At 38.2% G+C, this 15,420-nt stretch carries 9 protein-coding genes; 2 read left to right on the forward strand and 7 right to left on the reverse strand.

The window, feature by feature from the left end:
- Positions 1–38: 38 nt before the first annotated feature.
- From rpoC to pbp1b, 3 genes are all read right to left on the reverse strand, one after another.
- The gene (rpoC, locus tag SPB_RS09115) at positions 39–3,671 is read right to left on the reverse strand and encodes a DNA-directed RNA polymerase subunit beta' (RefSeq protein ID WP_279386803.1); all 3,633 of its coding nucleotides are present in this window, start codon (positions 3,669–3,671) and stop codon (positions 39–41) included.
- Between the two features lie 86 nt (positions 3,672–3,757).
- Entirely contained in the window at positions 3,758–7,336 is a 3,579-nt protein-coding gene (rpoB, locus tag SPB_RS09120; RefSeq protein ID WP_003105515.1) for a DNA-directed RNA polymerase subunit beta, read from the reverse strand.
- A 263-nt stretch (positions 7,337–7,599) separates the two neighbouring features.
- Entirely contained in the window at positions 7,600–9,909 is a 2,310-nt protein-coding gene (gene pbp1b, locus SPB_RS09125; protein WP_437437301.1) for a penicillin-binding protein PBP1B, read from the reverse strand.
- Between the two features lie 93 nt (positions 9,910–10,002).
- Here pbp1b and tyrS point away from each other — a divergent pair, with 93 nt between their 5' ends.
- Positions 10,003–11,259: a tyrosine--tRNA ligase gene (tyrS, locus tag SPB_RS09130; protein WP_003105208.1), complete on the forward strand. Its 1,257-nt coding sequence runs from the start codon at positions 10,003–10,005 to the stop codon at positions 11,257–11,259.
- A gap of 38 nt (positions 11,260–11,297) precedes the next feature.
- Here the strand turns inward: tyrS and SPB_RS09135 are convergent, their stop codons facing one another.
- The 4 genes from SPB_RS09135 to ispE form a co-directional block, all read right to left on the reverse strand.
- A complete protein-coding gene (locus SPB_RS09135) occupies positions 11,298–12,113 on the reverse strand; it encodes a metal ABC transporter permease (protein WP_003103272.1) in 816 nt (271 codons plus the stop codon).
- A gap of 2 nt (positions 12,114–12,115) precedes the next feature.
- Positions 12,116–12,814, reverse strand: a complete 699-nt coding sequence (locus SPB_RS09140) for a metal ABC transporter ATP-binding protein (protein ID WP_003105804.1) — start codon at positions 12,812–12,814, stop codon at positions 12,116–12,118.
- A gap of 3 nt (positions 12,815–12,817) precedes the next feature.
- Positions 12,818–13,261, reverse strand: a complete 444-nt coding sequence (locus SPB_RS09145) for a zinc-dependent MarR family transcriptional regulator (RefSeq protein WP_003104958.1) — start codon at positions 13,259–13,261, stop codon at positions 12,818–12,820.
- 68 nt (positions 13,262–13,329) lie between these two features.
- Positions 13,330–14,181: a 4-(cytidine 5'-diphospho)-2-C-methyl-D-erythritol kinase gene (gene ispE, locus SPB_RS09150; protein ID WP_003103055.1), complete on the reverse strand. Its 852-nt coding sequence runs from the start codon at positions 14,179–14,181 to the stop codon at positions 13,330–13,332.
- A gap of 229 nt (positions 14,182–14,410) precedes the next feature.
- Here ispE and SPB_RS09155 point away from each other — a divergent pair, with 229 nt between their 5' ends.
- Positions 14,411–15,391: a polyprenyl synthetase family protein gene (locus SPB_RS09155; RefSeq protein WP_003103898.1), complete on the forward strand. Its 981-nt coding sequence runs from the start codon at positions 14,411–14,413 to the stop codon at positions 15,389–15,391.
- Positions 15,392–15,420: the final 29 nt, after the last annotated feature.

The following is a 15,420-nucleotide window of genomic DNA, read 5'->3' on the forward strand; positions in this document are numbered from 1 at the left end:
ACGAAGAAAATAAAAAAGAGTCAATAGACTCTTTTTCATTAGTTTTCAGTAACCACAATTTCTTCTGAAACAGGTTCTTCAATAATTTCAACTTCATTCATTGCTTGTGGTTCAATGTTACGATAACGAGCCATACCAGTACCAGCTGGAATGATTTTACCAATAATAACATTTTCTTTAAGACCAAGTAGATGGTCTTTCTTACCACGAATTGCAGCATCTGTAAGAACACGTGTTGTCTCTTGGAATGAAGCAGCAGATAAGAATGAGTTAGTTTCAAGTGAGGCTTTAGTAATACCCATAAGAACTGGACGAGAAGTTGCAGGGATTCCACCAGCGATAACAATATCTTTGTTAGCAGTAGTGAAGTCAGCAATATCCAGTAGTGTTCCTGGTAACAATTCAGTATCACCTGGATCCATAACACGAACTTTACGAAGCATTTGGCGAACCATTACTTCAACGTGTTTATCTCCGATTTCAACCCCTTGGCTACGATATACTTTTTGTACTTCAGCCAATAGATATGTTTCAACTGACAGTGTATCACGAACTTCTAACAAACGTTTAGGTTGAATAGAACCTTCAGTTAGTGAAGCTCCACGATTAATCTCATCACCAATTTCAACTTTCATACGAGCTGTAAATGGTACAACATATTCACCTTTACCCGTTTTGCCTTCAACAAATACTTTCTTAGTACGTGTAGAAGCATCTTCTTCAATATCAACCACTTTACCTTTAACTTCTGTGATAACAGCTTCCCCTTTAGGGTTACGTGCTTCAAAGATTTCTTGGATACGAGGAAGACCTTGAGTAATATCGGTATTTGACGCAACACCACCCGTATGGAAGGTACGCATTGTAAGCTGTGTACCAGGTTCACCGATTGATTGGGCAGCAATTGTACCAACTGCTTCACCAACTTCAACCGCATCACCAGTTGCAAGGTTAATACCATAACAGTGACGACATACACCATGACGTGTTGCACATGTAAATACTGAACGGATTGTAACTTCTTCAACACCAGCTTCAACAATTTTGCGTGCGATGTCTTCAGAAATTAATTGATCAGCTCCGATAAGTACTTCGCCAGTTTCAGGATGTTTTACTGATTTACGAGTATAACGACCTTGTAAACGTTCTTCAAGAGTTTCTGTAACTTCTTTACCATCTGTAATAGCTTTGATAAGTAGACCACGGTCTGTTCCACAATCATCTTCACGGATAATAACATCCTGAGCCACGTCCACCAAACGACGAGTAAGGTAACCCGAATCGGCTGTTTTAAGGGCTGTATCGGTCATCCCCTTACGAGCACCGTGAGTTGAGAAGAACATTTCCAAAACGGTCAAACCTTCACGGAAGTTTGAGAGGATAGGAAGTTCCATAATGCGACCATTCGGAGCAGCCATCAAACCACGCATACCAGCAAGCTGTGAGAAGTTTGAGATATTACCACGGGCTCCTGAGTCCATCATCATAACGATAGGGTTCTTAGGATCTTGAGTTTCAATTAAGCGTTTTTCAAGAGCCTCTTTTGCTTCACGCCATGTTGTTGTAACGGCAACATAACGATCTTCATCAGTCATCAAACCACGACGGAAACCTTTGTTGATTTCTTCAACGCGATGGTGAGCAGCTTCAAGAATCTCAACTTTATTATCAATTACAGGGATATCGGCAATACCCACTGTCAAACCAGCGAGTGTTGAATGATAGTAACCTAAATCTTTAAGACGGTCAAGGAATGCTGAAGTTTCTGTTGTACGGAAACGTTTAAAGGTTTCAGCGATAATGTTTCCTAGGTTTTTCTTCTTGAATGGTACATTGATTTCTAATGAATCAATTAATTCTTGAATTTCTTTACCAGGTTCAAGGAAGTATTTGTCTGGAGTACCTTCAGTTAAATTCACATTGTTTGGTTCATTTAAATAAGGAAGGTCTTCAGGCATGATAGCATTGAACAAGATTTTACCAACTGTTGTTACTAAAATTTTATTTCTTTGACTATCTTTCCAAGGTTTGTTAGGCATACTTTCAACTGCAATACCTACACGACTATGTAAATGGGCAAAGCCATTTTGATAAGCCATAACAGCTTCATCTAAGTCCTTGAAGATCATTCCTTCGCCTTCGCGACCTGGATCTTCCATAGTAAGGTAATAATTACCTAAAACCATATCCTGTGAAGGTGTAACAACTGGTTTACCATCTTTAGGGTTAAGAATATGCTCCGCTGCAAGCATCAATAGACGAGCCTCAGCTTGCGCTTCTTCTGAAAGTGGTACGTGGATGGCCATTTGGTCACCATCGAAATCGGCATTGTAGGCTTCACACACAAGTGGGTGAAGACGAAGTGCCTTACCATCAATCAGAACTGGTTCAAATGCTTGAATACCAAGTCTGTGAAGAGTCGGTGCGCGGTTAAGTAGAACTGGGTGTTCTTTAATAACATCTTCAAGAATATCCCAAATGCGTTCATCTCCACGTTCAACCATACGTTTAGCAGCTTTTACGTTACCTGCGAATTCGCGAACAACAATTTCACGCATAACAAATGGTTTGAAGAGTTCGATTGCCATTTCACGTGGTACACCACATTGGTACATTTTAAGAGTTGGACCAACTGCGATAACTGAACGTCCTGAGAAGTCAACACGTTTACCAAGCAAGTTTTGACGGAAACGACCTTGTTTACCTTTAAGCATATGACTTAAAGATTTCAATGGACGACTTCCTGGTCCTGTAATTGGACGACCACGACGACCATTATCAATCAAAGCATCAACTGCTTCTTGTAACATACGTTTTTCATTTTGAACGATAATACCTGGGGCATTTAGTTCTAATAAACGAGCAAGACGGTTGTTACGGTTGATAACACGACGATACAAGTCATTCAAGTCAGACGCAGCAAAACGGCCACCATCTAATTGAACCATCGGACGCAAATCTGGTGGGATAACTGGTAAGATGTTAAGAACCATCCACTCAGGTTTATTACCAGATTTGTTAAAGGCATCAAGAACATCTAAACGACGAACAGCTTTAATCCGTTTTTGACCAGATGCTGATTTAAGTTCTTCTTTTAACTCAGCAATTTCTGCTGGTAAATCAACACGTTTCAAGAGATCTTGAATAGCTTCGGCACCCATTTTTGCGATGAATGATCCATAACCATATTCTTGAACTTTTTCACGATATTCACGTTCTGTTAAAAGTGATTTAGGTTCAAGAGGTGTGTCCATTGGATCAATAACAACATATGCTGCGAAGTAAATAATTTCTTCCAAGGCACGAGGACTCATATCCAATGTTAGTCCCATACGTGATGGAATTCCTTTGAAATACCAAATATGAGATACAGGTGCTTTCAACTCAATATGTCCCATACGTTCACGACGAACTTTGGCACGAGTTACTTCTACACCACAACGGTCACAAACGATTCCTTTATAACGGATACGTTTGTATTTACCACACGCACATTCCCAGTCTTTTGTTGGGCCAAAGATGACTTCGTCAAATAGACCTTCACGTTCTGGTTTTAACGTACGGTAGTTGATTGTTTCAGGTTTCTTAACTTCCCCGTAAGACCATGAACGGACTTTACTTGGTGAAGCTAATGTGATTTGCATACTTTTAAAACGATTTACGTCAACCACTAGTTTTACCTTTCTTCGTTTTATCATTTTACTAGTTACTAGAGCTCCTGCTCTAGTCTAGTAAATTCACTTCAATGTTATTATTCTTAGTCTTCAGTTGTTTCAGCTACTTCAGTTGTTTCTGGAACTGGAGTTTCTTGAACTTGTTTTTCACGTGCTTTTTCAAGATCATCAACGTGCATCACGTCATCATCTTCACCTTCGTCAAGATCACGAAGTTCAACTTCGTTATCATCTTCATCAAGGACACGCATATCAAGACCTAGAGATTGTAATTCTTTTACAAGCACGCGGAATGATTCTGGAACACCTGGTTTTGGAATTGGTTTACCTTTTGTAATAGCTTCATAAGCTTTCAAACGTCCAGTTACATCATCTGACTTGTAAGTCAAGATTTCTTGAAGAACATTTGAAGCTCCATAGGCTTCAAGGGCCCAAACTTCCATCTCACCAAAACGTTGTCCACCAAATTGTGCTTTACCACCAAGAGGCTGTTGTGTAACGAGTGAGTATGGCCCAACAGAACGCGCATGAAGTTTATCATCAACCATGTGGTGAAGTTTAATCATATACATGACACCAACAGAAACGCGGTTATCAAATGGTTCACCTGTACGGCCATCATAAAGAACTGTTTTAGCATCTGAATCCATGCCAGCTTCTATAACTGTTTCCCAAAGGTCATCGGCAGTAGCACCGTCAAAGACTGGTGTTGCAATGTGAATTCCTAAATTACGAGCAGCCATACCAAGGTGGAGTTCCATAACTTGTCCAATGTTCATACGTGAAGGTACCCCAAGAGGGTTCAACATGATATCAACTGGTGTTCCGTCTGGTAAATAAGGCATGTCTTCCACAGGAACGATACGAGAAACAACCCCTTTGTTTCCGTGACGACCAGCCATTTTATCTCCAACTTTGATTTTACGTTTTTGGGCAATGTAAACACGAACTAACATGTTTACGCCTGATTGTAATTCATCTCCGTTAGCACGTGTAAAGATTTTAACATCACGAACGATACCATCTCCACCGTGAGGAACACGAAGTGATGTATCACGAACTTCACGAGATTTATCACCAAAGATTGCATGCAATAGACGTTCTTCAGCAGACAAGTCTTTTTCACCTTTAGGTGTAACTTTACCTACAAGAATATCGCCTTCTTTAACTTCAGCACCAATACGGATAATCCCCATTTCGTCAAGATCTCTAAGAGCTTCTTCACCAACGTTTGGTACTTCACGTGTAATTTCTTCAGGGCCGAGCTTTGTATCTCTAGTTTCTGATTCAAATTCTTCTAAGTGAACTGATGTATAAACATCTTCTTTGACAAGACGTTCACTCATGATGACAGCATCCTCGAAGTTATAACCTTCCCAAGTCATATAGGCTACGACTGGGTTTTGTCCAAGTGCCATTTCTCCATTTTCCATTGAAGGTCCATCAGCAATGAAGTCACCTTTTTCAATGATATCGCCAGCTTTAACAAGTGTGCGTTGGTTATAGGCTGTACCAGAGTTTGAACGACGGAATTTTGTAATATGGTAAACATCTAGAGAGCCATCTTCACGACGAACTTCTACTTTCTCAGCATCTGAGAAAACAACTTTACCACTGTATTGAGCAATAACGGCAGCTCCTGAGTCATGAGCTGCTTGATATTCCATACCAGTACCAACAAATGGTGATTTTGGATTAATCAATGGAACAGCCTGACGTTGCATGTTGGCACCCATAAGGGCACGGTTTGAGTCATCGTTTTCCAAGAAAGGAATACATGCTGTCGCAACAGCAACTACCTGTTTAGGAGAAACGTCAACAAAGTCAACAATACTTGCAGAGAACTCTTGGTTATTACCTTGGTGACGACCCATTACAATTTCTTCCGCAAATGTGCCATCTTCATTTAGTTTTGAATTTGCCTGTGCAACTGTGAACTCATCTTCCTCATCAGCTGTTAACCAGACGATTTCGCTAGTAACGATACCAGTAGAACGATCAACCTTACGATAAGGCGTTTGAATAAAGCCATACTTGTTCAAGTGACCAAATGATGACAAGTTATTAATCAAACCGATATTTGGTCCTTCAGGAGTTTCAATTGGACACATACGACCATAGTGAGTGTAATGTACGTCACGTACTTCATACCCTGCACGGTCACGAGTCAATCCACCAGGGCCTAAGGCTGATAAACGACGTTTATGAGAAAGCTCAGACAATGGATTATGTTGGTCCATAAACTGTGACAACTGAGAAGAACCAAAGAATTCTTTAACCGCAGCAGTTACAGGACGAATATTAATAATTTGTTGTGGTGTTAAAACATCGTTATCTTGAACAGACATACGTTCGCGAACGTTACGTTCCATACGTGCAAGACCAATACGGAATTGGTTAGCAAGTAATTCACCAACGGCACGAATACGACGGTTACCAAGGTGGTCGATGTCATCTACTTTACCAATACCTTCAGAAAGGTTTAAGAAATAAGACATTTCTGCAAGAATATCAGCAGGTGTCAATGCACGAACTTTATCATCAGGAGCGGCATTACCAATCAAGGTAACAACACGATCCGGATCAATTGGTGAAACCACTTTGAATTTTTGAAGAATTACGGGTTCAGTGACAACTGCATAATCATTTGGTGTATATGCAAATTTGTTCAAATCTCCATCAATATGTTCTTCAATTGATTCAATCACTTCACGAGTCATTACTGTACCAGACTCAACAAGAATTTCACCTGTTTCAGCATCAATCAAGTTTTCAGCAATTGTCTGATTCAACAAACGTGTTTTGATGTTCAATTTTTTATTGACTTTGTAACGTCCAACAGCTGCTAAATCATAACGACGAGCATCGAAGAAACGAGCAATCAATAAACTACGTGAACTATCAGCAGTTTTAGGTTCACCCGGTCTTAAGCGCTCATAAATTTCTTTAAGGGCTTCGTCAGTACGTGAATCACTTGGGTTTTTGTGAATATCCTTTTCAATTGTATTACGAACTAAATCACTTTCACCAAAGATATCAACAATTTCATCGTCACCTGAGAATCCTAAAGCACGAACAAGTGTTGTAAATGGAATTTTACGAGTACGGTCGATACGCGTATAAGCAATATCCTTAGCATCAGTTTCCAATTCTAACCATGCACCACGGTTAGGGATTACAGTTGAACCATAACCAATTTTGCCATTTTTGTCCACTTTATCATTAAAGTAAACACCAGGCGAACGAACTAATTGAGATACGATAATACGTTCACCACCATTGATGATGAATGTTCCCATTTCAGTCATGATTGGGAAATCGCCAAAGAAAACTTCCTGAGTTTTAATTTCACCAGTTTCTTTGTTAACTAAACGGAAAGTAACAAAGATTGGTGCAGAATAACTTGCATCATGGATACGAGCTTCTTCTAAAGTATACTTTGGTTCTTTAAATTCATAACCTACAAATTCAAGTTCCATTGTGTCAGTAAAGTTTGAAATTGGTAATACATCTTCAAAAACTTCTTTTAATCCTGCATCAAGAAACTCTTGGAATGAGTCAGTTTGAATTTCAATTAAGTTTGGTAAATCAAGAACTTCTTTGATTCTTGAAAAGCTACGACGTGTACGGTGTTTTCCGTATCGAACTTCATGTCCTGCCAAGTTTTTAGCTCCTTTTTCTTTTTAACATTTGCATGATAGCAAATAGGTCTAATTTTATAATTTATCCCAATTGTGAATTTTTAGAATCTTTAAATATAGATGACAAATGACTATATTTAGCAAAAATAGGCACAAAAAGAGCAGCTAAATCTGACTGAATCAGTTTGATTTAACTGCTGTACTTCCTAGTTGGACAATATTTCAACTAGATTGGACGACAAATAGTTATTAGTATTATACACTATTTGTCACTAAAATTCAAGCTATTTTTTTCTAATATTGAAACTTGCCCAAGCTTTTTGATAGTCTGCATCCGTACCACCAATACCATATTTATAAGTCATCGGACCAGCTCCATTTTTCGCCCATAAACTAGTCACTGTTTGGCCTCCAAGTGTGATGCGGCGACCATTGACTGTTACAGTTCCTGGTTGTAGCCCTGTTGTTTTCAAGACATTAGATTTTATTACACCTTTGTCTAATCCAAATCTTCCTGATTTAAATAAACTTGGATCTGCTTGGTTAATGGCATTTACTAAATTTGCCATATAATTTGAATTATTATTATAGCCTGCCATCGGTGTTAAGGAATTATTATTATCATGTCCAGCCCAACCACCTAAGGTTACTTTTGGAGTAGCAAGCATTAGCCAAACATCAGAATAATTCTCAGTAGTACCCGTTTTACCTATCCAATCAACTGAACCCAAAGATGGATTAAGTCCATTCAAACGTGATTTGAAAGTTGTAGTTGCACCAGAATCAATTGGACCACGTAATAATTGCTGTAATATTGTCGCTGTTGGCGCTGAAAAAACACGTTGTCCTTTTTTCTCATGTTGGTAAACGACAGTTTCGTCACTAGCAGTAATCTTTTCAACCATATATTGCTCATGAAACTCACCATTATTAGCAATCATCTGATAAGCATTTGTCTGTGTTCCAACAGATACATCGATACCTCCGCCAAGTGGAAGACTTTCAATTGAATAATCATTGATTCGATATCCCATCTTAGACATATAGGCTTCAACATCAACACCTTGATCACGAAGCAATTTCTCAGTCCAATATGCCGGAATATTCCAAGAAGTGTTTAAAGCTTCCTGAAGATTCATCATTGCCGTACCTTCACTGTCAACGTGCATAATTTTTTGTCCACTAGAATAGGTTGTCGGGTAATTAGAAAGCATACTTTCACTCCCCATCAAACCTTGGTCAATAGCAGGGCCATATGCAATAATTGGCTTAATACTTGATCCTGGAGAACGCATGGTATTGAAAGCATGATTATTTTGGTTCATGGTATAATCACGTCCGCCAATAAAACCAATAATTGCTCCATTAGAATTATTGGTTAAGACATTCCCGACCTGAACCATACCAGAGCCATCATCAAGCAAGCCGCCAAATCGGTTAACAGCATCTTGCATAGCATTGTATACATTCTTGTTGATTGTTGTTTTTACAGTGTAACCACCTTGTTGTAGCTCTTTCATAGCCATCTCTTCATAAGAGGCTTTTATCTCATCATTTTTCAAATCTCGTGGCGAAATTTTATCTCGTTTAATAAGATAAGTGAACATGGCTTTTTTAGCATCTTCTAAAACAGCATAATAAAGATAGTCATGCTTATTAATTTTGATAGATTCTGGTTTTTTAAAATCTTTACTAATCTGATAGTTTTTATAAGATTCATAATCTTTCTTAGAAAGGAATCCTGTCCGATACATATTATAGAGAACATTATGTTGTCGTGTAATACCGAAAGACATTTCTTTTTCAGATTTTAACTGACCAGTTGCTAAATAAGGTGAATAAACAATTGGACTTTGTGGCAAACCAGCTAAAAAAGCTGCTTGCGGTACTGTTAAATCTTTTGCTGAAACACCGAATATCCCTTGAGCAGCTTCTTCGATACCAGCAATATTTTGTCCTTTATTATTACGACCAAAAGGAGAGACATTCAAATAAGTAGATAAAATATCATCCTTATTAATATATCTTTCTAAAGCTAAAGCATAAATAATTTCTTTGGATTTACGTTTAAAGGTTGGATCATCCCCAAGCACTTGCTGTTTAATTAACTGCTGAGTTAAGGTTGACCCCCCACTAGATTCTCCTAAACCTAGGATAGATCCTAGAGTTGCCCTAAAGACTGCCTTGGGAACAACACCTTTATGTTCTTTAAAGTTTTCATCTTCAGTTGAAATAATGGCATTCTTCATATTTGGTGAAATAGCATCATTAGCTACAGGCGTTCTCAATAAATCAGTATCAATCGGAGAAATCATACTATCATCTGAATACTTAAGTTGTGAAATCATCGTGATAGTCTTAACTTCTTTGACTAAACTATCCTTACTAGGAACTTTAACCGAGTCAATCTGACTAGCTAAATAGCCAAAAGCCATCCCAGCACCAAGCATACCAAATAGGAAGATTGTAATATATATAAAATTGGTTAGTAATTTTGCAGTTCTTAAGGCAACAAAGCTAATATCTTTAGCATCCAGATTTTGCTTTCTACCTGTTTTTTTCTTCTTTAATTGGTTCACTATAAAATACCTCAACTTCTATTATACCAAACTTTGATAAAGCTTGCATAGCAGTTGCTTTTTTTGATATAATGATTTCCGTAACTAAAAAGAAAATGGAGAAAGCCTATGAATATTTTTGAAGAACTCAAAGCTCGTGGCTTGGTCTTTCAAACGACCGACGAAGAAGCCCTTGTCAAAGCACTAACAGAAGGGCAAGTATCCTATTATACAGGTTATGATCCAACAGCTGATAGCTTACACCTAGGTCACTTAGTGGCGATTTTGACTTCACGTCGCTTACAGCTTGCAGGGCACAAACCATATGCTCTTGTCGGAGGAGCAACAGGTTTAATTGGTGATCCTTCATTTAAAGATGCTGAACGTAGCCTTCAAACCAAAGAAACTGTTTTGGAATGGAGTGACAAAATTAAGGGACAACTATCTAATTTCCTTGATTTTGAAAATGGTGACAACAAAGCTGAACTTGTAAACAACTATGATTGGTTCTCTCAAATTAGCTTCATCGACTTCCTCCGAGATGTTGGTAAGTACTTTACCGTTAACTACATGATGAGTAAAGATTCTGTTAAAAAAAGAATTGAAACAGGAATTTCATACACTGAATTTGCCTACCAAATCATGCAAGGATATGACTTCTACGAATTGAACGCAAAACACAATGTCACTCTCCAAATTGGTGGTTCTGACCAATGGGGAAACATGACTGCCGGAACAGAGCTGCTTCGCAGAAAATCAGACAAGACCGGTCATGTTATGACCGTTCCGTTAATCACAGATGCAACTGGTAAAAAGTTCGGTAAGTCTGAAGGTAATGCAATATGGCTAGACGCAGATAAAACATCTCCTTATGAAATGTACCAATTCTGGTTAAACGTAATGGACGATGATGCTGTTCGCTTCTTGAAAATATTTACTTTCTTAAGCTTAGACGAAATTAATGCCATCGAAAAAACTTTTGATGCTGCGCGACATGAACGTCTAGCTCAAAAAACATTAGCTTGTGAAGTTGTTACTCTAGTCCATGGTAAGGCTGCTTACGATCAAGCTGTCAAAATCACTGAACAACTTTTTGCCGGAAATATCAAAGAATTATCAGCAAGTGAATTAAAACAAGGTCTTAGCAATGTGCCAAACTATCATGTATCTTCCGAAGCTAATATGAATATTGTTGAGATGTTAGTTACAGCTGGTATCTCCCCATCAAAACGTCAAGCACGCGAAGATGTAAGTAATGGTGCAATCTATGTCAATGGCGAACGCCTTCAAGATTTAGACTATCAATTACAAGATGAAGATAAAATCGATGGACAATTAACTGTTATCCGTCGTGGCAAGAAAAAGTACGCTGTATTAACTTATTAATCACAAGAAAAAATGTCCTACCTCAAGGTAGGACATTTTTATTTAACTAATTTTTTGAGTATCCCGATAATATTCACAATCAAGAAAATTGTGATAAAAATCATTGTGATAGTGGCACTTGCTGGTGTTTCCCAGAAATAGGACAGGAAGATTCCGGCAGTCATACCGACAAACCCAATGCCAATACCTAAGAAAATCACGGAAGTGAAATTTTTACCTATTCGCATAGCAATACTTGCTGGCAAGACCATGATTGTCGAAACTAGTAAGGCTCCTGCCGCGGGGATTGTTAACGCGATAGCTATACCGGTTACAACATTAAACAGAACTGACATCAATCTAACAGGTAAGCCATCGACATAAGCGGTATCCTCATCAAAGGTCAAAATATACATGGGTCTAATAAAGAGCATAGTCAAGACAAGGATTAGAATAGCTATAACGAAGAGGGCAATAACCTGCTCCATGCTAATTGTAATGATTGATCCAAAGAGATACTGCTCTAGGCTAACATTGGAGTTGCTTGAAGATTTGCTCATAATAATGAGCGAGATTGCTAACCCCATTGACATGAGAATGGCTGTTGAAATTTCCATGTAGTGCTTGTAAACTACACGAAGATACTCAAGAACCACCGCTGCAATCGCTACGACAATAATCGTTGTCCAAGTTGGATTAACACCCAGGACCACGCCAAGTGCCACCCCTGCTAAGGAAACGTGACTCAGTGTATCACTCATTAGACTTTGGCGACGCAGAATTAAAAAGATACCAAGTATAGGAGCAAAAATACTAATAGCGATAACAGCCATTACAGCTCTCTGCATAAAATCATAAGATAATATCTCTAACATACTTAAACCTCCTTGCTTTCTTGGTCATGGACATTAAAACAACGCCATGGGAGGTTTTCATTACGAACCAAATGAATATTACGATCAGCATAATCTTTGACCTCTTCAGGGTCATGGGTAATCATTAAAACAGCTTTACCATGTTTATGTGCACTATGATTCATTAACTGATAAAATGTTTCAGTCGTTCCACTATCCATACCAGTAGTCGGTTCATCGAGGACAAAAACATCAGGGTCAGAAGCAAACATTCGTGCAATCACAACCCTTTGCTTTTGTCCACCAGATAAACTACCAATCCGTTTGTTACGACTTTCCCACATGCCAACTGATTCCAAGCTAGCTTTGATATGTTCTTCATCATGCTTTGTAAGACGTCTGAACCAACCATTACGAGGGTACCGTCCTGATTTCACAAACTCATAGACAGTTGATGGAAACCCAGCATTAAAACTGGCAACTTGCTGCGGTAGGTAGGCGATTCGAAGTTTTTTTCCTTCTTTATTCGTTTTCGAAAAAGTTACTGTACCAACCTTTGGTGTCAATATACCTAGAGTCGCTTTAATTAAGGTTGATTTCGCGGCACCATTTTCTCCGGTTAAGGTAACAAACTCTCCGCTGTCTAAATGATAAGTGACCCCCTCTAGGACGGGATCACTTTCATAATAGAAGGAGAGATTTTCAACTGTTAAATATCTCAAAATTTACCTTTCTAATTCCTTGGCAAATACAGTCAAGAATTTTTCAACGACTGCTTCCTCTTCCTCTGAGAAGTTTTCAAGCAGTCTCTTATAGACATCTAGTGTTTGATCATGATGATGTGTATGTTCTTGGGCAATTGGCATAGCCAGTTCAGTTAATTCAAAATAGGTAACACGCGCATCTACTGCATCCTTAGATGAAGCCAGCATGCCTTGCTTAATTAAACTTTTAATTGCTTTTGTAACAGCAGCCTGACTGATATTTAATTTTTTTGCTAATTCAGTATTTGTCAGTTTATCCTGTGACAGGAGCATCAAAATATGTTCCTGAGTATTTGTCAATTTAACATCACTTTGGCATGAGCCAAATAATAGTTCGTGCTGATTTTCAGCCTTCATCAAAATTCGATTAACCAAGCTATCAATTTTCTTTTCTAAAGTCCCCATAACACACCTCATTTTCTTAACCAGTTAATTATAACAAAAAGAAATCAAAGAAGCAAGATGAATTGCCTCTATAATGTTCTTACTTTATAAACTTCCTTACAAAATCCTTTTAGACTATTGACGACCCGATTGGCCTGTTTTTCTGTCCGACATAGAGCAAACACTGTTGGTCCACTCCCAGTCATCAAGGCAACATCTGCTCCCGAAAAAATCATTTTATCTTTTATTTTCTGAATAAATGGCTTTCTTGTAATACTAATATTTTCCAAAGAATTTCCCATGCTAGTAATCAAAGCCTGATAGTTATTAGTTTCTAAAGCATTTATTATGGCAGAAATATCAACACGAGAAATTTCTTGACAATCAACCTCAGAAAAAATCGTTCGCGTTGAAATCCCAAATTCAGGCTTAACCAGAACAACCCAAGATGACAATTTCCCATCTATACAATCTACCTGCTCTCCCATGCCGCCAACCTGAGCACAGCCACCTGAAATACAATAGGGAACATCACTGCCAATACGTTTGCCAATTGCAATCATTTCCTCTTTAGTTAGATTTAATTGCCAAAGCTTATTGAGTCCTCTAATTGTCGCCGCTGCATCGCTTGAGCCACCACCCATACCTGCACAAATTGGAATTTTCTTGTCCAAATTGATGCTTACTCCTTTTTTTATACCATAATCAGCTTTTATCAGTTGAGCTGCTTTAAAGACATCATTTTTATCATTTACTGGCATTTTAGGAGAATTAGAAGTTATCACAATCTTATTGTCTTCTCTGTCTGACAATGTAATATAGTCACATAAATCAACACTTACCATGACCATTGATAAATCATGATAGCCATCATCCCGCTTACCAAGCACATCCAAGCCTAAATTAATTTTTGCAGGAGCTCTTTCAATTATTGAAACCATAAGACCCCTCACTTAATCTTTGATATATCTTAAAATATACACAATATTAATAAAAAACTCAACTATCTGTTATTCCAATTTTATGTCAACTGACTCTGTCAATTCCTCAAAAGCCAAGTCTATCAATAGCTTATGCCTGCTAATAATACTTTTCTCCGAATATTATTCTAGCAATCACCTTCTATTTAAGGTAGAATAGAGAGGTAAAAGTATGCAAGGAGAACCATAGATGTCACGTTATTGGAACAAGTTTCCAGAAATCCAAAAAGAAATTGATGCCGTTGTAGAATTAATCGGTCAACGTGCCAATGTTCGAAATTCGGATATAAAAGCTGCAATTGTAGATTTAAGTACAGCCGGGGGAAAATACCTGAGACCAGCCTTTTTCTTTTTCTTTTCTCAATTCGGAGACCAAGAACAAAAAAATCGTGACCAACTCCGTCAAATTGCTGCCTCTCTAGAGATTCTCCACATGGCCACCTTAATTCATGATGACGTCATTGATGATTCTCCGCTTAGACGAGGTCAAAAAACAATTCAAACCCAATTCGGAAAAGATGTGGCCGTATATACAGGTGATTTTCTTTTCACCATTTTCTTCGAATTAATCCTCGAAAGCATGCAAGATTCTCCTTACATGACCATCAATGCCAAAGCCATGAAACAGATTCTAATTGGCGAATTGGAACAAATGGAGCTCTACTTCAATCAAGAACAAGATGTGGAAAGTTACCTAACTGCTATTTCGGGGAAAACGGCAGAGCTTTTCCAATTAGCTAGTCAAGAAGGGGCTTATTTTGCCGGAGCAAGTCAAGATGTAGTAAGCCTTGCTGGTAGAATTGGCCATCACATCGGAATGACATTCCAGATTTTAGATGACATCTTAGATTACACAGCAGACCCTAAAACTTTCAACAAACCTGTATTAGAAGACTTATGCAATGGTGTCTATAGTCTGCCTCTTTTACTAGCAATGAAAAAAAATCCTGCTGCCTTTAAACCCCTACTCGATAAGCAGCGAGACATGACCTCCGCAGATCGGTTACAAGTCAAAGAATTAGTTTTAACTTATGGTGGTGTTGAGGAAGCTAAAGCATTGGCTAATAAGTACACCGAAAAAGCACTGGCCGATATTGAACAACTACCAAAAATAAAAGCCCAAAAACAACTCTTAAAAGTAACCAAGGAATTGTTAAAACGAAATATATAAAAAGAGCAAAGGATTTCTTCCCTTGCTCT

It is taken from the genome of Streptococcus parauberis NCFD 2020, assembly GCF_000187935.1.
Lineage (GTDB): Bacteria > Bacillota > Bacilli > Lactobacillales > Streptococcaceae > Streptococcus > Streptococcus parauberis.